The organism is Geodermatophilus sp. SYSU D00663 (assembly GCF_054050655.1).
On the sequence record NZ_JBJGZT010000034.1, the window covers coordinates 1 to 22,893 of the forward strand.

The window sequence follows — 22,893 nt, forward strand, 5'->3', positions numbered from 1 at the left end:
GCGGGGGGGGGGGCCGCCCTGCGGCGGGGCTGTGGGGCGGGCCCCGCCGCCCCGGCGGGGGCGGGGGGCCCTCCCGGCCTACAGGCCCAGCCGTTTGGCGATGACCTCGTTCATGATCTCGGTCGTCCCGCCGCCGATGCCGAGGATGCGCGCGTCGCGGTAGTGGCGCTCCACCTCGGACTCCCGCATGCAGCCCAGCCCGCCGAAGACCTGCACCGCCTGGTCGACGACGGAGTCGCAGGCGGCCACGGCGGTGTTCTTGGCCATCGACACCTCGGTCACGACGTCCTCGCCGGCCAGCCAGCGCTGCATCACCGCGCGGGTGTAGGTGCGGGCGACGTCGACCTCCCGGGCCATCTCGGCGAGCTTGTGCCGGATGACCTGGCGGGAGGACAGCGGCCGGCCGAACGTCGACCGCTGCCGCACCCAGTCCAGCGCCAGGTCCAGGCAGCGCGCCGCGGTGGCGTAGGCCTGCACCGCCAGGCTCAGCCGCTCGGACTGGAACTGCCGCATGATCTGGACGAACCCGCTGCCCTCCGGTCCGACCAGGTTCGCCGCCGGCACCCGGACGCCGGTGAAGGACAGCTCCGCGGTGTCCGAGCAGCGCCAGCCCATCTTGTCCAGCCGCCGGCCGACGGTGAACCCCGGCGTGCCCTTGTCGACGACCAGCAGCGAGATGCCGGCGTGGCCCGGACCGCCGGTGCGGACGGCGGTGGTGACGAAGTCCGCCCGCACGCCGCTGGTGATGTAGGTCTTCGCGCCGTCGACGACGTACGCGTCGCCGTCGCGCACCGCCCGCGTCCGCAGCGACGCGACGTCGGAGCCGGCGTCGGGCTCGGTGACGCCGAGTGACCCGATGAGCTCCCCGGCGAGCGTCGGGCGGACGTAGCGGTCGACCAGGGCGGGGGAGCCGTCCGCGACGACGTGCGGCAGCGCGATGCCGTGGGTGAACAGGCTCGCCGCGACCCCGGTCGACCCGCCGCCGAGCAGCAGCTCCTCGGTGACGATCGCCGAGTCGATCGCGTCCCCGCCCCCGCCGCCGACCTCCTCCGGGAAGGCGACGCCGAGCAGCCCGGCGGCGGCCGCCCGGCGGTGCAGCTCCCGCGGCAGCTCGCCGGCGGTCTCCCACTCCTCGACGTGCGGCGCCACCTCGCGGGCGACGAAGTCGCGGGCCAGCCGCCGCAGCGCGACCCGCTCGGGGGTGGTCCAGGGGTCGGCGAGCGCGGCCGTCGTCACCGCTGCACGGCCTCCTCGGCGCCGCCGTACTCCTTGCGCAGCGTCGTCTTGAGCACCTTGCCGGTGGCGTTGCGCGGCAGCTCGGGCACGAACTCCACCCGGGTCGGGCACTTGAAGTGGGCCAGCCGCTCCCGGGCGTAGCCCAGCAGCCCCTCCGCGTCGGCCTCGGCGCCGTCGGCGAGGGCGACGACGGCGACCGGTGTCTCGCCCCAGCGCGGGTCGGGCACCCCGACGACGGCGACCTCGCGCACCGCCGGGTGCCGGTAGAGCACCTGCTCGACCTCGATCGGGTACACGTTCTCGCCGCCCGAGATGATCATGTCCTTCTTGCGGTCGACCAGGGTGACGAAGCCCTCGGCGTCCATCCGGCCCAGGTCGCCGGTGTGGAACCAGCCGTTGCGGAACGCCTCCGCCGTCGCCTCGGGCAGCCCCCAGTAGCCGGCGAACACGTTGGGTCCGCGCACCACCAGCTCGCCGACGACGTCGGTGGCGACGTCCCGGTCGTCCTCGTCGACGATCCGCGCCTCGACGTGCATGAGCGCCCGGCCGATCGAGCCGGCCTTCTCCTTGACGTGGTCGGCGTCGAGGATCGACACCGCCGGCGCGGTCTCGGTCATGCCGAAGCCCTCCTGGAAGGGCAGGCCCTTGCCCTGGAAGAACTCGATGACCGGCAGCGGGCACGGCGCGCCGCCGGTGACGGCCAGCTCCAGCGCCGACAGGTCGTGCCGGTCGAAGTCGGGGACCGCGGTCAGCGCGGCCCACATGGCCGGGACGAGGAACTGCACGGTCGCCCGCGACCGCGCCATCGCCTCGAGGGTCTGCGACGGGTCGAACGACGGCAGGACGACGTTGGTGCCGCCCAGGTAGAGCAGCGGCAGCGTGTGCACGCCCAGCCCGCCGATGTGGAACATCGGCGCGACCGTCACGGTCACGTCGCTCTCCCTGAGCCCGCGGCCGAACGACAGGACGTTGACGACGTTCCAGAAGTGGTTGTCGTGGGTGAGCATCGCCCCCTTGGGGCGGCCGGTCGTGCCGGAGGTGTACATCAGGCAGGACAGGTCGCCGCCGGAGACGTCGGTGCCCAGCGCCCGGGGCTCGCCGGAGGCCAGCAGCGGCTCGAAGGCGAGCTCGCCGTCGCCGGCCTCGCCGTCGGCCACCACCCGGTGGCGCACGCGGATCCCCTCGGCGCCCAGCGCGGCGCGGGCGACCGGCGCCAGGGGCCCGGACCACACGAAGACGTCGGCGCCGGAGTCGGCGAGCAGGTAGCTGACCTCCGGCGGCGCCAGGCGCAGGTTCATCGGCACGAAGACCGCGCCGAGCTTGGCGGTGGCGAACATCGTCTCGAGGAAGGCGGGGCTGTTGAGCAGCAGCCCGGCCACCCGGTCGCCCTGCCGGACGCCGAGGTCGCGCAGCGCGCGGGCGAGGGAGTCGGTGCGCCGGTCGAAGTCCGTGTAGGTGAGCCGCCGCTCCCCGAACACCAGGGCGGTGCGGTCCCCGGAGAGGAACGCCCGCCGCGTCGGCCAGCTGCCGATGCCCCTGTCCATGTCCGTCCTCTCCCGCGCTGCTGTGGCCTGGGTCACGGAGTCTGTCGAGGACCTGACGCGGTCGTCAACTGCCCGTGGCGTGTGTCAGGCTGCCCGGGCCCGAGGACGCGGAGGTGGGGCGATGACCGGCACGCAGGCCAGTCCGCAGCAGGACCAGCTCCCCGTGACCGACCGGGGACGGCGCACCCGGGCCGCGCTGCTGCAGGCCGGCCGGGAGCTGTTCGAGGAGCGCGGGTTCGCCGACGTCCGGATCGACGCGGTGTCCGAGCGGGCCGGCGTCTCGCACGGGACCTTCTACACCTGGTTCGACTCCAAGGAGTCGCTGCTGCGCGCGATCGTCGCGGTCGTGGTGGAGGACCTGTTCACCGCCACCGCGGTGGGCCCGCGGCTGCCGGCCGACGCCCCCTACGAGCGGATCGAGGCGGCCAACCGGCTGTACCTGACCGCCGTCACCCGGCACGCCCGGATCCTGCGCGTCCTGGACTCGCTGGCCGACACCCGGGAGGAGTTCCGGCGGCTGCGGGTCGACGTCCGGGAGGCCTTCGTGCGGCGCGGCATGGAGGGCCTGGAGCGGCTGCAGGAGCTGGGGCTGGCCGACGCCTCCCTGCCGCCGCGGGCCACGGCCAGCGCGCTCGGCGCGATGGTCGAGTCGTTCGCGCACCTGTGGCAGGACCCGGTGGAGGACCTCGACGAGGACGCTGCCGTCGAGGTGCTCACCCGGCTGTGGGCCGGCGCCATCGGCCTGCCCCGCTCGGCCTGGCCCGACCGCGGCACCGGCCGACCGGGCTGAGCTCAGGACACCCAGGACGGGCGGCGCTTCTCCAGCAGCGCGGCGATGCCCTCCCGCGCCTCGGCCGAGCCGAACCGCTCCGCCGACAGCGCCGCCGTCCGGGCGAGGTCCTCCCGCAGGTCGGCGCCGGGAAGCTCGCGCAGCAGCCGCTTGGTGACGGCGAGCGCCTCCGGCGCGCCGAGCGCCAGCTGCGCGACGAACCCGTCGACCGTGGCGTCGAGCTCGCCGTCGGCCACCGCGCGGTCGAGCAGGCCGGCCTCCCGCGCCCGGGCGCCGTCGAAGGGCTCGCCGGTGAGGAACAGCTCGCGCGCCGCCCGCGGGTCCATCCGCCGCAGGCAGGGGACGGCGATGACCGCCGGCGCGACCCCGATGCGGACCTCGCTGAAGCCGAACGTCGCCCCGGCCGGGCCGACGGCGAGGTCGCAGGCCGCGATCAGCCCGAGCCCCCCGGCGCGGGCGGCGCCGTTGACCCGCGCCACCACGGGCTTCGGCCCCTCCATGAGCAGGGTGAGGACCTCCGGCAGGCCGACCGGCCCGGGACCGCCGCCGGCCCGCTGCTCCTTGAGGTCGGCGCCGGAGCAGAACACCGGCCCGGCGCCGGTGAGCACCAGCACCCGCACCGCGTCGTCGGCGAGCGCGTCCTGCAGGGCGGCGTGCAGCTGCTCGAGCAGTGTCCGGGACAGCGCGTTGCGGTTGCGCGGGGAGTCCAGGGTCACCACCGCCGCCGGTCCGCGGCGGGCGGTGGTGACCAGGGGCGCGTCAGCCACGGAACTCGTCGCGCAGCTCGTGCTTCTGGATCTTGCCGGTGGCGGTCTTCGGCAGCCCGGTGCGGACCTCGATCCGCTTGGGCACCTGGAAGCCGGCCAGGTGCGCCCGGCAGTGGGCGAGCAGTCGTTCGGCCAGCGCGGCGGGGTCGGCGTCCGGGTCGGCCGGGACGACGACGCCGGTGACCGCCTCGCCCCAGCGGTCGTCGGGGACGCCGATCACCGCGGCCTCGACGATCTCCGGGGACGCGAGCAGCACCCGCTCCACCTCGACGGAGGAGACGTTCTCGCCGCCGGTCTTGACCATGTCCTTGACCCGGTCGGTGAACCACACGACGCCCTCGTCGTCGAGGTGGCCGACGTCGCCGCTGTGGAACCAGCCGTGCGCGAACGCGGCGGTGTTGGCCGCCGGGTTGTTCCAGTAGCCGCTCATCACGTGCGGGCCGCGGTAGACGATCTCGCCGGTCTCCCCGGGCGGCAGCAGCCGGCCCGCCGGGTCCATGACCCGGGTGTCCACGGTGACCGTGGACGGCCCCCACGACGCCGCCTTGGTCTCCTGGTGCGACGGCCACTGGAACACCGTGGCCGGCACGCACTCGGTCTGCCCGGAGCCCAGCAGCACCCTCGCGTTGGGGAACGCGGCGGCGATCGCGGTGATCCGCTCCTGCGGCATGGGGGCCATCGCGTAGATGCACAGCTGCACCGAGGACAGGTCCCGCGTCCGGATGCCCGGCGACGCCAGCAGCGCGGCGTACATCATCGGCAGCAGCATCAGGTGGGTGGCCCGGCGGCGCTCGACCAGCTCGAGGAAGGCCTCGGGGTCGAAGCCGCCGGGCAGCACCGCGGTGCCGCCGGTGAGCAGGACCGGCAGCAGCAGGGTGTCCAGCGCGGTGGTGTGGAACAGCGGCAGCACGATCGGCAGCACGGAGAACTCGTCGCCGCGCCGGTGGCCGACCTGCAGCGCGTTGCTCAGCACGCCGACGTGCACCGCCAGGTGGCTGGTCAGCACGCCCTTGGGCCGCGCGGTGGTGCCCGAGGTGTACAGGCAGTGCACGGTGTCGCGGTCGTCGACGAGCACCCGCACCGGCGTCGGGTCGGCGGCGACGTCGTCCCAGCGCAGCACGTCCCGCCCGGCGACCTGCGCGGGCGGCGTGTCGCCGGTGACGACCACCCGGGTGACCGCGGGCAGCCCGGGCAGCACGGCCTCCAGCAGCGGCAGGAACACCGGGTCGGCGACGACGGTCGCGGTGCCGGAGTCGGCGAGGATCCACCCGACGTCCTCCGGCGCCAGCATCAGGTTGACCGGCAGCGCGACCAGCCCGGCCTTCGCGCAGCCGAAGAAGCTCGCGGCGAACCGCCACGAGTTGCCGAGCAGGAAGGCGACCGGCTCCTGGTGGCCCACGCCGGCGTCGAGCAGGCCGCGGCCGAAGGCCTCGGCGGCGGCGTCGAGGCGGGCGTAGGTGACCTCCTCCTCGCCGTCGACGATGGCGGTGCGGCCGGCGAACAGCTGCGCGGAACGGGTGAGCATGTCGCCCACCGAGAACCGGGTGGCGAGGTTGAGCTCCAGGGGGTCGATCCCGGACAGGTCAGGACGCACCGCGGTCTCCTCCGCTCTCGGGGGCTGTGGGGGTGACGACCGCGAGGACCGCGCCCGTCTCCACCTGCGCGCCCACGTCGGCGTGCAGGGAGGTGACCACCCCGTCGGCCGGTGCGACCACGGGGTGCTCCATCTTCATGGCCTCGAGGACCAGCACCAGCTGCCCGGCACGGACCTCGTCGCCCTCGGCCACGGCCACCCGCGTGACGGCGCCGGGCATGCCGGCGGTCAGCGAGCCGGGCGCGACCGCGGCGGACGGCTCGGGGAACCGCGGCAGCTCGGTGAACGCCGTCGCGCCGTCGGGGCCGTCGACCCAGCTGCGGTCGCCGTCCACGTGCACCTCGTGGGTGCCGCGCAGCCCGCCGGCCTCGACGACGAGCCGGACCCGGCCGGGGCCGGTCACCGCCGTGCCGAGGACGACGAGGTCCACCGGCTCGCCGTCCACGTCGGCGGTGACGCCGCCGCGGTGCAGCCGGTAGCGCACGGTGCCGGCGTCGAAGGCGGTGGTCTGCGGCACCGTCGGGTTGTTGCGCCAGCCCGAGGGCAGGCCGGCCAGCACCGGCGCGGCCGCCCGCCGCAGCGCCGCTCCCGCGAGCGCGGCGACGACGGCGTGCACGCGGCGCCCGGCGTCGTCGACCAGCGGCGCGGCGAGGACGTCGAGGCCGTGCCGGTCCAGGAAGCCGGTGTCGGTCTCCCCGGCAAGGAACGCCTCGGACCGCAGCACCCGCACGAGCAGGTCGCGGTTGGTGGTGACGCCGTGCAGCCGGGCCCGGGCGAGCGCGCCGGCCAGCGCGAGCGCCGCCGACGTGCGGTCCGGCGCCCAGGCGACGACCTTGGCCAGCATCGGGTCGTAGTGCACGCCGACGTCGTCGCCCGCGCGGAAGCCGCTGTCCAGCCGGATCCCCGGCCCGGGCGGCGTGCGGAACTCGGCGTCGGCGGCGAGCGCGAACCCGGCCAGCCGGCCCGACTGCGGCAGCCAGTCGCGCGCCGGGTCCTCGGCGTACAGGCGCACCTCGATCGCGGCGCCGGACAGCGTCGGCGAGACCGCCCCCGGGGGCAGCGGGCGCCCGGCGGCGACGTCGAACTGCAGCCGGACCAGGTCCAGGCCGGTGACCGCCTCGGTGACCGGGTGCTCGACCTGCAGCCGGGTGTTCATCTCGAGGAACCAGAACTCGCCGCCCTCGTCGAGCAGGAACTCCACGGTGCCCGCACCGACGTAGCCGATCGCCCGCGCGGCGGCCACGGCGGCGTCCTGCAGCCGCTGCCGCAGCTCCGGCCCGACGGCGGGGGAGGGCGCCTCCTCGACCACCTTCTGGTGCCGGCGCTGGATGGAGCACTCCCGCTCGAACAGCGCCACGGTGTGCCCGTGCCGGTCGCCGAACACCTGCACCTCGACGTGCCGCGGGCGCTCGACCAGCCGCTCGAGGAACACCGTGCCGTCGCCGAACGCCGACGCCGCCTCGCGGCCGGCGCCCTCGACGGCCTCGGCGAGCTCCTCCGGCCCGCGGACGGTGCGCATGCCGCGCCCGCCGCCGCCGAAGGAGGCCTTGACCAGCAGCGGCCAGCCCACCTCCCCGGCGGCCTTCTCCAGCGTGTCCCCGGACAGGCCGGTGGCGTCCACGCTCGGCAGCACCGGCACCCCGGCCCGGGCCATGAGCTCCTTGGCGGCGAGCTTGCTGCCCATCGCCTCCACGGCGTCGGGGTCCGGCCCGACGAACACCAGCCCGGCGCCCTGCACGGCGCGGGCGAAGTCCGCGTTCTCGGAGAGGAAGCCGTAGCCGGGGTGCACGCAGTCGGCGCCGGCGCGCAGGGCGGCGGCCACCACGAGGTCGGCGCGCAGGTAGGTCTCGGCGGGCGTGTTCCCGGGCAGCCGGACCGCGACGTCGGCCTCGGCCACGAACGGCGCCCCGGCGTCGGCGTCGGAGTGCACGGCGACCGTGCGCAGGCCCATCGCGCGGGCGGTGGCGAACACGCGCCGGGCGATCTCGCCGCGGTTGGCGACCAGCACGCACGTGAGGGCGCGGCTCACAGCCGGAACACCCCCCATCCGTCGTGCAGTCCTCTCACCGGCGCGTTGTGGACCGCCGACAGGGCGAGCCCGAGGACGGTGCGGGTGTCGCGGGGGTCGATGATCCCGTCGTCGTAGAGCCGGCCGGAGAGGAACAGCGCCAGCGACTCGGCCTCGATCTGCTGCTCCACCGCCGCGCGCATCGCGGCCGCGGCCTCCTCGTCGTAGTCGCGGCCGCGGGCCCGGGCGCTGGCCCGGCCGACGATGTCGAGCACGCCGGCCAGCTGTGCCGGGCCCATGACCGCGCTCCTGGCGTTGGGCCAGGTGAACAGGAAGCGGGGCTCGTAGGCGCGGCCGCACATGCCGTAGTTGCCGGCGCCGTAGGAGGCGCCGATGTTGACGGTGAGGTGCGGGACGGTGCTGTTGGAGACGGCGTTGATCATCTGCGAGCCGGCCTTGATGATCCCGTCCTGCTCGTACTCGGTGCCGACCATGTAGCCGGTGGTGTTCTGCAGGAACAGCAGCGGGGTGTCGGTCTGGTTGGCCAGCTGGATGAACTGCGCGGCCTTCTCCGCGTCCTGCCGGAACAGCACGCCGCGGGCGTTGGCCAGCACGCCGACCGGGTAGCCGTGGATGCTCGCCCACCCGGTGACCAGCGAGGTGCCGTAGAGCGGCTTGTGCTCGTCGAACCGGCTGCCGTCGACGACCCGGGCGAGGACGTCGCGCGGGTCCAGCGGCTGCCGCAGGTCGGCCGGGGCGAGGTCGAGCAGCTCCTCGGGGTCGTGCAGCGGCGGGTCGGCCGGCCGGGAGGGGCCGGGGCCCTGCTTGCGCCAGTTGAGGTTCCGCACGATCCGCCGGCCGATCCGGATGGCGTCGACCTCGTCGACGGCGAGGTGGTCGGCGCTGCCGGAGACCCGCGCGTGCATCGCCGCGCCGCCGAGGGACTCCTCGTCGGCGTCCTCGCCGGTGGCCATCTTCACCAGCGGCGGCCCGGCGAGGAACACCTTGCTGCGGTCCTCGATCATCACGACGTGGTCGCTCATCCCGGGCACGTAGGCGCCGCCGGCGGTGCTGTTGCCGAAGACCAGCGCGACGGTCGGGATGCCCGCGGCCGAGAGCCGGGTGAGGTCGCGGAAGCCGCGGCCGCCGGGGATGAAGATCTCCGACTGGGTGGGCAGGTCGGCGCCGCCGGACTCCACGAGGCTGACGAACGGCAGCCGGTTGACCCGCGCGATGTCGTGCGCCCGGGCGGACTTGCGCAGCGTGTACGGGTTGGACGTGCCGCCGCGCACGGTCGGGTCGTTGGCCGACACCACCACCTCGACGCCCTCGACGACGCCGATGCCCGTGACCGTGCTCGCCCCGACCGGGAAGTCGGTGCCCCACGCGGCGTAGGGGGACAGCTCCAGGAACGGGCTGTCGCGGTCCAGCAGCAGCTCGATCCGCTCGCGCGCGGTGAGCTTGCCGCGCTGCCGGTGCCGGGCCAGCGCCTTCTCGCCGCCGCCGGCGGTGGCCAGCCGGAGCTGCTCCTCCAGCTCGGCCAGCCGCTCGAGCATCGCGGCGCGGTTGCCCGCGGCGCGGTCGTCCAGGACCGTCATCCGTCTCCCTCCGGGGGCAGCAGGCGCTCGGGGACGTCGACCACGCGGGAGCGCAGCCACTCGCCCACGGCCTTGGCCTGCGGGTCGAACCGGGTCCCGGCGGCGACGCCGTCGCCGAGCAGCTCCGGCAGCTGGAACAGCAGCGCCCGCAACCCGGGCAGCAGCTCGCGGGTGACCGGCAGCGCGGCGGCCTCGGGGAGCAGCGCGCGCAGCCGGTCGGGGGTCAGGAAGGCGGCCAGCCAGACGTAGCCGTCGTCGTCGCGGGCCCAGACCCCGAGGGTGGCCGCGCCGCCCTTGTCGCCGCTGCGGGCGCCGGCGACCCGGCCCAGCGGCACGCGGCGGGTCGGGCCGTCGTCGGCCCAGGCGGGCGGCCCGGGCGGCTCCGGGACGTCGGCGGCCCCTGCGGCGGGGACGGCCGACGGCAGGGTCTCGGTGGTCCCGTCGGGCAGCCCGACCACCTGCGGCACCTCACCGGCCGGCACCCACGCGGCGGAGTAGACGCCGTACGGGGTCGGGCTCGGCGGCGCGGAGGTGGCGTGGAAGCCGGGGATGCTGGCCAGGCCCAGCTCGATCACCGGCACGGTGAACGCCTTGCCCACCCGGCGTCGGTCGCGGTCCTTGACCGTGACGTGCAGCAGCGCCGCGGCCTCCTCCTGCACGCCGGCGTCGGGGGAGTCGGTGCGGGCCAGGGTGACGGTGACGTCCTCGACGCCGGCCAGCGCCGGGGCCAGCTGGCGGCGCAGCAGCTCCGCCTTGCGCTCGACCTCCAGCCCGGTCAGCGGCAGCGTCATCGCGTTGCGGAAGCCGCCGAGCCGGTTGACCGCCACCTTGAGCAGCCCCGCAGGTGGCAGTCCGCGCGCGCCGGAGACCTCCACCCGGTCGGGGCCGGCCTGCCGCAGCCGCAGCGTGTCGAAGCGGGTGACGACGTCCGGCCCGCCGTAGCGGCTGCCGGTGAGCTCGTAGAGCAGCTGCTCGGTGACCGTCCCGACCGTCACCGCGCCGCCGGTGCCGGGGTGCTTGGTGATCACCGACGTGCCGTCGGCGGCGATCTCGGCCAGCGGGAAGCCGGCGTGGTCCAGTGCCGCGGGGTCGGCGTCGAGCAGCTCGGCGAAGAAGCTGTAGTTGCCGCCGGTGGCCTGCGCGCCGCACTCGAGCACGTGCCCGGCCACGGTCGCGCCGGCCAGCGCGTCCCAGTCGTCCGCACCCCAGCCGTGGTGCCAGGCCGCGGGCCCGACGACGAGGCTCGCGTCGGTGACCCGCCCGGTGACGACGACGTCGGCGCCGGCCTGCAGCGCCCGCACGATGCCGCGGCAGCCGAGGTAGGCGTTGGCGGTGAGCGCGTCGTCGACGTCGTGGTCGCCGGGCGGGCGGTCGCCGGCGCGCAGCCGGCCGCGGAGGTCGCCGAGGCGGGGGAGCAGGTCGTCCCCGCTCACGGTGGCGACCCGCACCGGGAGCCCGAGCCGCTCCCCGAGCGCGGTGACCGCGGCGGCCAGGCCCCGCGGGTTCAGCCCGCCGGCGTTGGCCACGACCCGGACGCCGCGCTCCAGCGCGGTGCCCAGGCACTCCTCCAGCTGGGACAGGAAGCTGCGCGCCCACCCGGCGGACGGGTCCTCGGCCTTCTGCCGGCCGAGGATGAGCATGGTCAGCTCGGCCAGGTAGTCGCCGGTGAGGACGTCGACCTCACCGCCGTCGAGCATCTCGCGCATGGCCGCGTGCCGGTCGCCGTAGAACCCGGACACGTTGGCCACCCGCAGCGGCGCCGTCACCGCAGCGGCTCCCGCCCGGCGCCGGGCGGGCCGGCGAAGGCCTGCGCGATGCCCGCCCACTCCCGCGCGGCCGGCCCGGTCACCTCGAGGTCCAGGTCGTCGCGGTGCCGGCGCTGGGTGACCAGCAGGCAGAAGTCGAGCGCGGTCCCGCGGACGACGTCGGCGGCGTCGTACGGTCCCCAGGTCCAGGACTCCCCGCCGGGGCCGGTCAGCTCCACCCGCACCGGGCGGTCGGGCACCGGCAGGCCGCGGACGGCGTAGGCGAACGGCCGGGCGCGCACGCCGATCTCGGCGACCGACCGCAGCCGCGCGGTCGGCTCCCGGGTCTGGCCGAGCGCGTCCACGACGTCCTGCCCGTGCGCCCAGGTCTCCATCAGCCGGGCCGTGACGAACGACGCCGGACTCATCGGCGGCCCGAACCACGGCACCCGGACGCCGGGGTCGGCGGCCCGCAGCGCCGCGGCGAGCGCCGCCCGTCCCGACCGCCAGGCGGCGAGCACGTCGGCCGGGGGATCGGCGCGGCCCTCGCGGGTCAGCCGCTCCACGTACTCGCCGGCGCCCTCCCCGAGGCCGGCCACCAGCGCGGCGAACCCGGCGGGGTCGGTGACGGCGAGCAGCGCGTCCCGGTCGAAGAACCGCAGGTGGTTGACGGTGTCGCGGACGTCCCAGCCGGCCGCGGGGGTCGGGGTCAGCCAGGCGGCGTCGTCGAGCGGGGCGACGCGCGCGTCGAGGTCGGCGGACTCGGCGTCGAGGTCGTCGACCAGCGCCTGCAGCAGCGGGGCGCCGCTCACGCGTCGAACCCGTCCATCCGGGCCAGCACCTGCAGCATCACCTCGTCGGCGCCGCCGCCGATCGAGGCCAGCCGGCTGTCCCGGAAGAACCGGGAGGTCCAGGTCTCCTCCATGTAGCCCATGCCGCCGTGGAACTGCAGGCAGGCGTCGGCCACCTCGCGCAGCAGCCGGCCGGCCGTCAGCTTGGCCACCGTGGCCGCCCGGGTGGTGTCCTCGCCGTCCACGTAGGCCTGCGCGCACGCGTAGTTGTGCGACTGCAGCAGGTCGACCTGCGCCGACAGCTCGGTCAGCCGGAAGACGACGTACTGGTTGGCCGCGAGCGGCCGGCCGAACGCCTGCCGCTGCCGGAGGTGCTCGCGGGTGCGCTCGAGCGCGTGCCGGCAGCTGCCCACCGCGCCGTAGGCGGCGAACATCCGCTCGACGACGAACTGCGCCATCTGCTGCTGGAAGCCGCGGCCGACCGTGCCGATCGTGTTCGACACCGGCACCCGCACGTCGTCGAAGAACAGCTCGGCGGTGTCGGAGGAGCGGTTGCCGAGCTTGTCCAGCTTCCGGGAGACGGAGAACCCGGGGGTGTCGGTGGGGACGACGATCTGGCTCATCCCGCGGTGGCCGCCCTCGTCGGAGGTGCGCGCCAGCAGGCACAGCCAGTCGGCCTGGGTGCCGTTGGTGATGTAGAGCTTGCTGCCGTTGACCACCCACTCGTCGCCGTCCCGCACCGCGCGGGTGCGCAGCCCGGCGACGTCGGAGCCGGCGCCGGGCTCGGTGACGGCGATCGAGCAGACCGCGGTGCCGCGGATCGCGGGTTCCAGGTAGCGGCGCTTGAGCTCGTCGCTGCCGAACTCGTGCAGCGACGGCGTGGCCATCATCGTCTGCACGCCGATCGCCATCGGGACGCCGGCGCAGCCGGACCGGTGCAGCTCCTCGCAGAGGATGACGCTGAACAGGTGGTCGGCGCCCTGCCCGCCGTACTCGGGGTCGTACTCCAGGCCCAGCAGGCCGAGCTCGCCGAGCTTCGGGAACAGCTCGTGCGCCGGGAAGGTGCCGGCCCGCTCCCACTCGTCGACGTGCGGGGCGATCTCCCGCTCGACGACGTCGCGCACCGTCTTCCGGAACGCGGCGTGCTCGCTGGTGAAGCGCATGGGGACCCCCGGCGGAGGCGGCGCGGCGCGGGCCGCGGCCGGACTTGACGACGGCGTCAGGTCTATCAGGATGGTGTGACCTGCACAACGATCGGTCGGGCCGACGGGAGGACGCGCGATGAGGCTGGGGCTGTCGCTGGGCTACTGGGGCGCCGGCCCGCCGCCGGGTCAGGCGGAGCAGGTCGCGCTCGCCGAGGACCTCGGCTTCGACTCGGTGTGGACGGCGGAGGCCTACGGGTCCGACGCGCTCACCCCGCTGGCGTGGCTGGGCAGCCGGACGACGCGGCTGCGGCTGGGCACCGGCGTCGTCCAGGTGTCGGCGCGCACCCCGACCGCCACCGCCATGGCCGCGCTCACGCTGGACCACCTCTCCGGCGGCCGCTTCGTCCTCGGCCTGGGCGTCTCCGGACCCCAGGTGGTCGAGGGCTGGTACGGCCAGCCCTATCCCCGGCCGCTGGCACGGACCCGCGAGTACGTGGCGGTGCTCCGGCAGGCCTTCGCCCGCGAGGTGGTCCGCCTCGACGGCGAGCAGTACCGCATCCCGTTCCCCGGCGGCACGGGGCTGGGCAAGGCGCTGCGGCCGACCGTCCACCCGCTGCGCGCGGACCTCCCGGTGCTGCTCGCCGCGGAGGGCCCGAAGAACGTCGCGCTGGCCGCGGAGGTCGCCGACGGCTGGATCCCACTGTTCTACTCACCGCACGACGACGCCCACTACCGCGCGGCGCTGGCCGAGGGCTTCGCCCGCCCCGGCGCCCGCCGGACCGCGGACGACTTCGAGGTGGCGTGCACGGTGCCGGTGGAGGTCGACGACGACGTCGACGCCGCGGCCGACCGGGTGCGCCCGATGCTCGCGCTCTACGTCGGCGGCATGGGCGCCCGCGGGGTGAACTTCCACTACGAGGTCTTCGCCCGGATGGGGTTCGAGGCCGAGTGCGCCCGCATCCAGGAGCTCTACCTGTCCGGCGCCAAGGCCGAGGCGGTCGCGGCCGTGCCGCTGGCGATGGTGGAGAAGGTGGCCCTCGTCGGGCCGCGGGCCAAGATCGCCGACGACCTCGCGGCGTGGGAGGCGTCGCCGGTCACCACGATGCTCGTCTCCGGGCCGCCGGAGACGCTGCGGACGATGGCCGAGCTGGTGGGCTGAGTGCCGGGAGGCCGGGTGGCGGTCCGCCGCCCGGGTGCCACGATGCGGGGCGTGGCAGCGACCGGCGGCACCGCGTTCGTCCTCGGCGGCGGGGGAGTGCTCGGCGCGGCCGAGGTCGGCATGCTGGGGGCGCTGCTCGAGCGCGGCGTCCGGCCCGACCTGGTCGTGGGCACCTCGGTGGGCGCGATCAACGGCGCGCTCGTCGCCGCCGACCCGACGCCGGCCGCGGTGGACCGGCTGCGCGCGGTGTGGGAGGAGCTGGCCTCCCGGCGGGTGTTCGCCGGGTCGGTGCTCGGCCGGGTCGGCACGCTGGTCCGGACCCGCACGCACCTGCACCCGCGCGAGCCGCTGCGGGAGATGCTCGAGGACGCCCTGCCGGTGTCGACGTTCGAGGAGCTCCCCGTCCCGTTCCAGTGCGTCGCGGCGAGCATCGAGCGGGCGGCCGAGCACTGGTTCACCGACGGCGACCTGGTCGACGCGGTGCTCGCCTCCTGCGCCGTCCCCGGGCTGCTGCCGCCGGTGGAGGTCGACGGCGAGCACTACCTCGACGGCGGCCTGGTGCACAGCATCCCGGTCGGCCGCGCGGTGACGCTGGGCGCCGGCACCGTCTACGTGCTGCACGTCGGGCGGATCGACCGGCCGCTGTCCCCGCCGGCCCGGCCGTGGGAGGTCGCCACGGTCGCCTTCGAGATCGCCCGCCGGCACCGGTTCACCACCGACCTCGCCACGCTGCCGGAGGGGGTCACGGTGCACGTGCTGCCCGCCGGGGACCCGGACCCGCCGGGGGCGGCCAACCTGCGCTACCGCGACTTCTCCGGCGTGCCGGCCCGCATCGAGCGGGCCCGCGCCGCGGCGGGGGAGTACCTGGACCGGGTCGCCGCCGGCCCGGGCGGGGGAGTCTGAGGTGCTGCCCCCGCGCCGCGTCCGCCGGGTCGCCGGCCCGCTCCTGGTCGGCGTGCTCGCGCTCGCCGTCCTCCTGCTGCCGGTGCTCGCCGTCGTGGCGGTGCTCGTCTCGTTCTTCCTGCCCGGGCGGCTGCGCGCGCTGCGGCTGCTGTGCTTCGGGCTGGTCTACCTCGGCCTCGAGGTGGCCGGGCTGGCCGCCGCGGCGGTGCTGTGGGTGGCCGCCGGCTTCGGCCGCCGGCTGGACTCCCCGCGCTCCCGGGCGGCGCACTACACGGTGCTGCGGGTGCTGCTCGACGTGCTCATGCGGACCGCGCAGCGGCTGTTCGCGCTGCGGCTGGTCACCGACGGGGAGTCCTGGTCGCCGCTGGACGACGGCGTGCCCGGCTCGACCAACGCCATGGTGGTCCTCTCCCGGCACGCCGGCCCCGGCGACTCGTTCCTGCTGGTGCACACGCTGATGAACCGCGACCACCTGCGCCAGCCGCGGATCGTGCTCAAGGACGTGCTGCAGCTGGACCCGCTGGTCGACGTCTACCTCAACCGGCTGCCCAACTCCTTCGTCTCCGCCGACCCGGCGGCCGGGCGGAGCCCGGAGGAGGCCATCGGCGACCTCGCCCGCGACCTGGGCGAGGAGGACGCGCTGCTGATCTTCCCCGAGGGCGCGAACTACACGCCGCGGCGCAAGGTGCGGGCCGTCCAGCGGCTGCGCGAGCGCGGGCTGCTGGCGGCCGTGCGGCGGGCGGAGGCGATGCGGAACCTGCTGCCCCCGCGCCCCGGCGGCGTCGTCGCGGCGCTGCAGGCGGCCCCGCACGCCGACGTCGTCCTCGTCGCGCACACCGGGCTGGAGCACCTGAGCACGGTCCGGGACGTGTGGCGGGGGCTGCCCATCGACAAGACGCTGCACCTGCGGTGGTGGTTCATCCCGGCCGCGGAGGTGCCGCGCGGCGAGGCGGAGCTGACCGACTGGCTCTACCGCTGGTGGGAGACCATCGACGACTGGATCAGCACGACCTCGGCGACGGTCAGATGACCGATGCCCGCCGTCCGCGGGGCAACGAGCGTGGGAGGCGGACCCCGCACCCCCGAGGAGGTCGTCGTGACCGGTGCCCCTCCCGTCCCCACCGTCGTGCTGGTGCACGGCGCGTTCGCCGACAGCTCCGGGTGGAACGGCGTGATCGCGCGCCTGTTCGCGGCCGGCGTCCGCGCGCAGGCGGTGGCCAACCCCCTGCGCGGGATCCCCGCCGACACCGAGTACGTCGCCGCCGCCCTGCAGCAGGTCCCGGGCCCGGTGCTCGCCGTCGGCCACTCCTACGGGGGCGCGGTGGTCACCAACGCCGCCGCCCGCGCGGACGACGTGGTCGGCCTCGTCTACGTCGCGGCGTTCGCGCCCGACGAGGGCGAGCTCCTCGCCGACGTCGAGGGCGGGTCGGTCGACAGCGTCCTGATGGGCGCGCTCGAGGAGCGCTCCTACCCGACCCCCGAGGGGCCGCGGACGGAGTGGGTGATCCGCGCCGACCGCTTCCACGACGCCTTCGCCGCGGACCTCCCGTCCGCGGTGACCGCCGTGATGGCCGCGACCCAGCGGCCGGTGTCGGTGCTCGGCTTCACCGTGCCGAGCGGCACCCCCGCCTGGCGCACCCTGCCGTCGTGGGCCGTGGTGCCGACCGGCGACCGGGCCGCCGGCACCGACGTGCTGCGCGCCATGGCCCGGCGGGCCGGCGCGGACGTCGTCGAGACCGAGGGCTCGCACGCGGTCATGATCTCGCAGCCGCAGGTGGTGGCCGACGTCATCCTGCGGGCGCTGGACTCGCTCGCCCGCGGCGTGACCCCGCCGGTGCCGGCCGGCGTCTGACCGCGGCCGCCGGCCCCCGCCGGTCAGCCGCCGAAGCGCTCGAGCCGGACCGCGGACGGGTCGTGGCCGAGGTCGACCAGCGCCGTGGCGACGTCCTCCACGAAGTAGGTCGGGCCGCAGACGAAGGTGCGCGGCCGCGCCTCCGGGCCGAAGGCGTGCTCCTCCAGCAGCGCGCGGTCCACCCGGCGGGTCGGGCCCGTCCACCCGGGCGGCGCGGCGCGGGTGAGGGTGACCGTGGTCTCCGGCCCGAGCGAGCCGCGGCCGAGGAGGTCCTCGGCGCTGCGCGCGGAGTACAACAGGCGGACCGGCGTCGTCCCGCCGGTGCGGCGGCGGTGCTCCAGCATCGACAGGAACGGGGCCACGCCCGCGCCCCCGGCCACCAGCTGCACCGGCCGGCGCTCGCCGCGCTCGGAGTCCGCGCGCGCCGACCACACGAAGTACCCGCCGATGGGGCCGCGCAGCTCCAGCACGTCGCCCGCGCGCAGCTCGTCGGTCAGGTAGGGCGACACCTCGCCGTCGGGCAGCCGCTCCACGAGCAGGGAGACGGCCGGCTCCTCGGGCGCGGAGGCGATCGAGTAGCTGCGCTGCACCGTGTAGCCGTCCTCCGCGGTGAGGCGGAGGTCGACGTGCTGGCCCGGGAGGTGCCCGGTCCAGCCGGGCACCTCGAAGGACAGCCGCCGCACCCGGGCCGTCTCGGCGACGCCGCCGGTCAGCGTCGCCGGCAGCCAGGTCAGTCGCCGCTGTACCGCTGTTCCAGCCACGGGTCACCGCGGTCGTGGTAGCCGAAGGTCTCCCAGAAGCCGGGCTCGTCGACCCGGCTCAGCGCGAAGCCGCGCAGCCACTTGGCGCTCTTCCAGAAGTACAGGTGGGGCACCAGCAGCCGGGCCGGCCCGCCGTGCTCCGGGGGCAGCGGCTCGCCCTCGTAGGTGTCCACCACCCAGGCGCGGCCGCCGGTGACGTCGGCGACCGGCAGGTTCGTGGTGTACCCGCCGTCGCAGAACGCCAGCACGAAGGCGGCCGCCGGCGGGAGGTCGGCCAGCAGCGTGTCGACGGCGACGCCCTCCCACCGGGTGCCGAACTTCGACCACTTGGTGACGCAGTGGATGTCGACCGAGACGGACTCGCGGGGCAGCGCCCGGAACTCGTCCCAGGTCCAGCGGCGCACGCCGTCGACCTCGCCCTGGACGGTGAGGTCCCACTCGGCCAGGGGCGTGCGCGGGGTCGGCCCGGCGGAGAGCACGGGGAAGGCGTCGCCGACGTCGTACTGCCCGGGTGGCAGCCGGTCGGCCGGGGTCGCGGCCGAGGCGCGGTGGCCGAACCCGCGGGAGATCAGGGACATGGCGGCTCCTCCCGACGACGTCCCGACTGTGCCGGGGCGGCCGCCCGGCGGCATCGGTCGATCGACCGCCGTCACCGCTCGGACGGCGGTCGCGGGGTCGGCACCCCGGCCAGCGCGTCGCGCAGCGCGGCGCGGGCGGTGACGCCGAGCTTGGGGAACGCGCGGTAGAGGTGCGCCCCGACGGTGCGGGGGGAGAGGAACAGGCGGGTGCCGATCTGCTTGTTCGACAGCCCGGAGGCGGCGAGCATCGCGATCTCGTACTCCTGCGCGGTCAGCGAGGCCGGGCCCCGCCCGCCGTCCGTGCGGCGCGCGGACGGCCCGGTGGCCCGCAGCTCCGCCGACGCGCGCGCGGCCCACGGGGTCGCGCCGAGCCGCTCGAGGACCTCCAGCGCCGCCGCCAGCTGCCCGCGGGCGGCGCCGGGCGCCCGCGCCCGCCGCAGGTGCTCCCCGTGCGCCAGCCGCACCCGGGCGAGCTCGAAGGGGTGCTCCTGCGCCCCGGGGACGGCGAGCGCGGCCTCGAAGCACCCCCGCGCCTCCTCCTCCGGCGCGACCAGCGCGGCCGCCCCCGCCAGCAGCAGCGCGGGCCCCGGCGCGGCGGCGGAGACGGGCGCGCGCCGCAGGGCGGCGACGTGGGCGGCGGCCTGGGCCCGCCTGCCGGTCCGCACCGCCGCCTCGACCACGTCCAGCGCGGCGGACAGCGCCACCGGCGCGTGCGGGGCGAGCCGGCCCGTCGGGCCGAGCGCCGCGAGGTGCCGGGCGGCGTCGTCGTACTCGCCGCAGCCGAGGGCGGCCAGGCCCCGCGCGTGGGCGGCCAGGTGCACGGCCAGCCCGGCCCCGTGCGCGGCCGCGGCCGCGGCCAGGTCACCGGCGCGGGACCGGACGGCCTCCTCGTCGCCGCGCGCGGCGGCGAGCAGCGCCAGGACGTGGACGGCGGGCAGGGCGAGCAGCCGGTACCCGAGCCGCCCGGCCTCGCGGACCGCCTCCGCGGCGGTGTGCCCGGCCTCGTCCCAGCGGCCGGCGGCGAACCCGTCCTGCGCCAGCAGCACCCGGGCGGCGAGGGCGGCGGCGCGGCTCCCGCCTCCTCCGGCGGCGAGCCGCCGGAGGGCCGGGCGGCAGGCGGCGAGCCGGCCGGCGGGGGCGGCGGCGGCCGCGACCCGGACGACCGACACCGGGTCGGCGTCGGTCTGCACCGCGGTGACCAGGTCGTCGAGCCGGCCGAGGTCGGCGCGGGTGGCCCGGGCGGGGTCCGCGAGCGTGCGGGCGGCCACGGCCAGCACGGGCGGGACGTCGGTCCCCAGCCGGGCGAGGGCGTCGTCGAACGGGCGCCAGAGGTCCTCCCGGCCGGCGAGGTGGCAGGCGAGCAGCAGAGTCGGGAGGGCGTCCGCGACCGCGGCCGGGCCGGGTCCCTCGTCGAGCGCGGTCGCGGCGCTGCGGGCGAGCACGAGGTGCGCGGTGCCGACGTCGCCCCCGGCGTGCAGCAGGTGCGCGGCGGCGGCCGCGGCGACCGCCGGGGAGCGGCCGGCGCGCGGGTCGGCGGCCCGCGCCCGCGCGAGCATCCCGGGCACGGCCGGCAGGTCGCCGGTCGTGTCCACCGTCGCGGCGGCGGCCGCGGCCAGCCGGCGGGCGCGGGCGGGCCCGGGCGGGGTGAGGTCCGCGGCCCGGAGCAGGAGGGCGACCGCGCCGGCCCCGTCCCCGCGCTGCCGGGCCCGGCCGGCCGCCCGCTCGAGCAGGCCGGCCGCCTCGCCGTCCGGCCCGAGGGTGGCCTGCGCCAGGTGCCCGGCGCAGCGCTCCGGGTCCCCGGCCAGCGCCCGCGCCAGCGCGGCGTGCGCCCGCCGGCGGTCACCGCTGCTCGCCAGCTCCACGGCGGCCGCGCCGGTGAGCGGGTGCCGCAGCGCCACGCGCCCGGCGGCCAGGTCGACGCGGACCAGCCGCGCGCGCTCGGCCGGGGCGAGGTCGTCCAGCCAGCCGTCGTCGCTCCACCGGCCGTCGGCCAGGGCGGCCGCGCGCAGCGCGCGCAGGTCGCCGGTGCCCTCGAGCGCGGCCAGCAGGAGCAGCGCGCGCGTGGGGGCCGGCAGGGCGCCGACCGGCCGGGCGAAGACGGCGTGCAGCCGCGTCCCGGGCGGGAGGGGCACCGGCCCGCCGTCGTCACCGGTCAGGACGGCGGGCAGCTCGAGCAGCGCCAGCGGGTTGCCCCGCGCCGCGTCGAGGACCCGCCGGCGCACGCCCGCGGGCAGGGCGGGGGCGCGGGTGCGCAGCAGCTCCGCCGACGCGGCCTCGTCCAGCGGGCCGAGCTCGAGGCGGGGCAGCCCGGTGTCCGGCAGCGGGTCGCCGCCGGTCCGCGCGGCGGCCAGGAACCCGCAGCGGCGGCCGGGGAGCCGGCGGGCGACGAGGCCGAGCACCCGCGCGCTGGACCGGTCCAGCTCCGGCAGGTCGTCGACGACCAGGAGGACCGGCCGCCCCCGCGCCGCGCGGTCGACCAGGGCCAGGACCGCGGACGCCACGGCCAGCGGGCCGGGCGGCGCCCCGGGCCGGACGCCGAGGACGGCCGCGAGGGCGCCGCCGGGCGGGCCCTCGGGCCCGTCGAGCAGCGGCAGGAGGAGCTGGGACAGGCCGGCGTGGCCGACCTCGGTCTCGGACCCCACCCCCGCGGCCCGCAGCACCAGCGCCCCGGTCGCGGCCGCCGTCCCCGCCGCCGCGTCGAGCACCGCGGTCCTCCCGACGCCGGGGTCGCCGGTCACGACGAGCGCGCCGCCCCGGTCGGCGGCCCGCGCGAGGAACGCCCGGACGACGCCGTCCTCGGTCTCCCGGCCGACCAGCCCGCTGCCTCCGGTCGTGGTGTCGCCCACGGGGGCCTCCCTCGACTCGCCGCCCGGACGGTCGCTCCGTGCCGGCGTCGTGGCTCGCCCCGTGGAGGTGCGAGTCTCCCGCAGCGGGCGCGGCGGCGGCAGGGGTGCGCGACCGGCGGGGACGGTCGGATGACCGATGCGCGGCCCGGCGCCCGGCGCGACAGTGGCCGCCACGGCGGCGCCCGCGGCCGGGGGAGGGGACGGCGATGGACCTGTCCGAGCACCTGCCCGACGGGACCGGCGGAGCGCCCTCCGGGGTCGACGAGCGCCGGCTGGACGGCAACGCGGCGGCCGGCGTCCTGGCCGAGGTGCTCACCGCCGAGGCGACCGCGGCGGTCTCCACCTGCACCTACTGCGGCGGCCGCGCCCCGCTGGGCGCGCACCTGGTCTACGCCGACGCGCCCGCCCTCGTGCTCCGCTGCCCCACCTGCATGCAGGTCGTCCTGCGCTGTGGCTCGGACGCCTCCGGCACCCGCCTGGAGATGAGCGGCATCCGGCTCCTGTGGTGGTCCCCGCAGCCGGCCGGCGGCACCGGCAGCTGAGCCCCGTCGAGGAGAGGTCCGGGGAGATGGCGACTCCCGCGCTGCTGCCCACCGAGGGCCGGATGCCGGCGCTCGACGGGGCGACCGGGTGGCTGAACACCGAGCCGCTGACGACCGAGGCGCTGCGCGGCCGCGTCGTCCTCGTCGACTTCTGCACCTTCACGTGCATCAACTGGCTGCGGACCCTGCCGTACGTGCGGGCGTGGGCCGACCGGTACCGGGACGACGGGCTGGTCGTCCTCGGCGTGCACACACCGGAGTTCTCCTTCGAGCGGGACGCCGGCGCCGTGCGCCGGGCGCTCGAGGCCCTGCGCGTCACCCACCCGGTCGCGCTGGACGGCGGGTACGCGATCTGGCACGCCTTCGCCAACCACTACTGGCCGGCGCTGTATTTCGTCGACGTCACCGGGCGCATCCGCCACCACTGGTTCGGGGAGGGGGACGAGACGCGGTCGGAGACGGTGCTGCAGCAGCTGCTGGCCGAGGCCGGCGCCGACGTCCTCGGCCGCGACCCGGTCACGGTCGTCGGCGAGGGCGTCGAGGCCCCCGCCGACTGGGCCGCCCTGGGCTCGCCGGAGGAGTACCTCGGCCACGGCCGGTCGACGGCCTTCGCGTCCCCGCAGGGCACGGCCCCCGACCGGTCGCACGCGTACGAGGTCCCTGCGCGGCTGCGGCCCGGCTCCTGGGCGGCGGCCGGGCGGTGGACCGTGGGCGCCGAGGCCGCGGTGCTCGACGAGCCCGGCGGGCGGCTGGCCTGCCGCTTCCGCGCCCGCGACCTGCACCTGGTGATGGGGCCGGTCGCCCCGGGGGTCTCCGTGCCCTTCCGGGTGCGCCTGGACGGGCGCCCGCCGGGGGAGGCGGCCGGCGGGGACGTGGACGCGCGGGGGCACGGCGTGGCCACCGGCCGGCGGCTCCACCAGCTGGTCCGGCAGCCGGGCCCGGTCGACGACCGGCTGTTCGAGATCGAGTTCACCGCCCCGGGCGTCGCCGCGTACGTCCTCACCTTCGGCTAGACCGACGCGCCTCCGGGAGGG

Annotated in this window: 19 protein-coding genes; 7 read left to right on the top strand and 12 right to left on the bottom strand. The window is 76.9% G+C overall.

Annotation, left to right across the window (positions count from 1 at the left end; genetic code table 11):
• Positions 1 to 78 precede the first annotated feature (78 nt).
• Both ACI79Z_RS20575 and ACI79Z_RS20580 read right to left on the bottom strand, forming a co-directional pair.
• Complete coding sequence (locus tag ACI79Z_RS20575; RefSeq protein WP_456903680.1) at positions 79 to 1,236, bottom strand: acyl-CoA dehydrogenase family protein; 1,158 nt, start codon at positions 1,234 to 1,236, stop codon at positions 79 to 81.
• Positions 1,233 to 2,780, bottom strand: a complete 1,548-nt coding sequence (locus ACI79Z_RS20580; protein WP_387988980.1) for an acyl-CoA synthetase — start codon at positions 2,778 to 2,780, stop codon at positions 1,233 to 1,235. The genes ACI79Z_RS20575 and ACI79Z_RS20580 overlap by 4 nt, the downstream gene beginning before the upstream one ends.
• Before the next feature lie 121 nt (positions 2,781 to 2,901).
• Here ACI79Z_RS20580 and ACI79Z_RS20585 point away from each other — a divergent pair, with 121 nt between their 5' ends.
• Positions 2,902 to 3,570, top strand: a complete 669-nt coding sequence (locus ACI79Z_RS20585) for a TetR/AcrR family transcriptional regulator (RefSeq protein WP_456903682.1) — start codon at positions 2,902 to 2,904, stop codon at positions 3,568 to 3,570.
• A 2-nt stretch (positions 3,571 to 3,572) separates the two neighbouring features.
• On the opposite strand, the gene ACI79Z_RS20590 is transcribed toward ACI79Z_RS20585, so the two are convergent.
• The 7 genes from ACI79Z_RS20590 to ACI79Z_RS20620 are packed head-to-tail and all read right to left on the bottom strand — an operon-like array spanning position 3,573 to position 13,236.
• Positions 3,573 to 4,337 (bottom strand): enoyl-CoA hydratase-related protein, encoded by a 765-nt coding sequence (locus ACI79Z_RS20590; protein ID WP_456903684.1) that lies wholly within the window; start codon positions 4,335 to 4,337, stop codon positions 3,573 to 3,575.
• Entirely contained in the window at positions 4,330 to 5,931 is a 1,602-nt protein-coding gene (locus ACI79Z_RS20595) for an AMP-binding protein (RefSeq protein ID WP_456903686.1), read from the bottom strand. The genes ACI79Z_RS20590 and ACI79Z_RS20595 overlap by 8 nt, the downstream gene beginning before the upstream one ends.
• Positions 5,921 to 7,960 (bottom strand): ATP-binding protein, encoded by a 2,040-nt coding sequence (locus ACI79Z_RS20600; protein WP_456903688.1) that lies wholly within the window; start codon positions 7,958 to 7,960, stop codon positions 5,921 to 5,923. The genes ACI79Z_RS20595 and ACI79Z_RS20600 overlap by 11 nt, the downstream gene beginning before the upstream one ends.
• Complete coding sequence (locus ACI79Z_RS20605; RefSeq protein ID WP_456903690.1) at positions 7,957 to 9,537, bottom strand: acyl-CoA carboxylase subunit beta; 1,581 nt, start codon at positions 9,535 to 9,537, stop codon at positions 7,957 to 7,959. The genes ACI79Z_RS20600 and ACI79Z_RS20605 overlap by 4 nt, the downstream gene beginning before the upstream one ends.
• A complete protein-coding gene (locus ACI79Z_RS20610; protein WP_456903692.1) occupies positions 9,534 to 11,303 on the bottom strand; it encodes an acyclic terpene utilization AtuA family protein in 1,770 nt (589 codons plus the stop codon). Before ACI79Z_RS20610 ends, ACI79Z_RS20605 begins: the two co-directional genes overlap by 4 nt.
• Complete coding sequence (locus ACI79Z_RS20615; protein WP_387988994.1) at positions 11,300 to 12,094, bottom strand: TIGR03084 family metal-binding protein; 795 nt, start codon at positions 12,092 to 12,094, stop codon at positions 11,300 to 11,302. The genes ACI79Z_RS20610 and ACI79Z_RS20615 overlap by 4 nt, the downstream gene beginning before the upstream one ends.
• Positions 12,091 to 13,236 (bottom strand): acyl-CoA dehydrogenase family protein, encoded by a 1,146-nt coding sequence (locus ACI79Z_RS20620; RefSeq protein ID WP_387988996.1) that lies wholly within the window; start codon positions 13,234 to 13,236, stop codon positions 12,091 to 12,093. Before ACI79Z_RS20620 ends, ACI79Z_RS20615 begins: the two co-directional genes overlap by 4 nt.
• A gap of 118 nt (positions 13,237 to 13,354) precedes the next feature.
• Between ACI79Z_RS20620 and ACI79Z_RS20625 the strand changes: the two genes are divergently transcribed.
• The 4 genes from ACI79Z_RS20625 to ACI79Z_RS20640 all read left to right on the top strand — a co-directional run bounded on the left by ACI79Z_RS20625 (position 13,355) and on the right by ACI79Z_RS20640 (position 17,132).
• Positions 13,355 to 14,377 carry an LLM class F420-dependent oxidoreductase gene (locus ACI79Z_RS20625; protein ID WP_456903695.1) on the top strand — a complete coding sequence of 341 codons (1,023 nt, stop codon included), beginning with the start codon at positions 13,355 to 13,357 and terminating at the stop codon, positions 14,375 to 14,377.
• Between the two features lie 51 nt (positions 14,378 to 14,428).
• Entirely contained in the window at positions 14,429 to 15,280 is an 852-nt protein-coding gene (locus ACI79Z_RS20630; RefSeq protein WP_387989000.1) for a patatin-like phospholipase family protein, read from the top strand.
• 1 nt (position 15,281) lies between these two features.
• Complete coding sequence (locus ACI79Z_RS20635; protein WP_387989002.1) at positions 15,282 to 16,310, top strand: lysophospholipid acyltransferase family protein; 1,029 nt, start codon at positions 15,282 to 15,284, stop codon at positions 16,308 to 16,310.
• Between the two features lie 66 nt (positions 16,311 to 16,376).
• Positions 16,377 to 17,132: an alpha/beta fold hydrolase gene (locus tag ACI79Z_RS20640; RefSeq protein ID WP_387989004.1), complete on the top strand. Its 756-nt coding sequence runs from the start codon at positions 16,377 to 16,379 to the stop codon at positions 17,130 to 17,132.
• A 23-nt stretch (positions 17,133 to 17,155) separates the two neighbouring features.
• Here the strand turns inward: ACI79Z_RS20640 and ACI79Z_RS20645 are convergent, their stop codons facing one another.
• From ACI79Z_RS20645 to ACI79Z_RS20655, 3 genes are all read right to left on the bottom strand, one after another.
• Positions 17,156 to 17,893, bottom strand: coding sequence for a ferredoxin reductase (locus ACI79Z_RS20645; protein ID WP_387989006.1), 738 nt, complete (start codon positions 17,891 to 17,893; stop codon positions 17,156 to 17,158).
• On the bottom strand, positions 17,863 to 18,471 hold the full coding sequence (locus tag ACI79Z_RS20650; RefSeq protein WP_456903699.1) for a molybdopterin-dependent oxidoreductase: 609 nt from the start codon (positions 18,469 to 18,471) through the stop codon (positions 17,863 to 17,865). The genes ACI79Z_RS20645 and ACI79Z_RS20650 overlap by 31 nt, the downstream gene beginning before the upstream one ends.
• A 71-nt stretch (positions 18,472 to 18,542) precedes the next feature.
• Positions 18,543 to 21,317, bottom strand: coding sequence for an AAA family ATPase (locus ACI79Z_RS20655; RefSeq protein ID WP_456903701.1), 2,775 nt, complete (start codon positions 21,315 to 21,317; stop codon positions 18,543 to 18,545).
• A gap of 206 nt (positions 21,318 to 21,523) precedes the next feature.
• Between ACI79Z_RS20655 and ACI79Z_RS20660 the strand changes: the two genes are divergently transcribed.
• Complete coding sequence (locus tag ACI79Z_RS20660; RefSeq protein ID WP_387994180.1) at positions 21,524 to 21,859, top strand: DUF6510 family protein; 336 nt, start codon at positions 21,524 to 21,526, stop codon at positions 21,857 to 21,859.
• Positions 21,860 to 21,885: 26 nt separating this feature from the next.
• Positions 21,886 to 22,872: a thioredoxin family protein gene (locus ACI79Z_RS20665; protein ID WP_387994183.1), complete on the top strand. Its 987-nt coding sequence runs from the start codon at positions 21,886 to 21,888 to the stop codon at positions 22,870 to 22,872.
• The last annotated feature ends 21 nt before the right edge of the window (positions 22,873 to 22,893 follow it).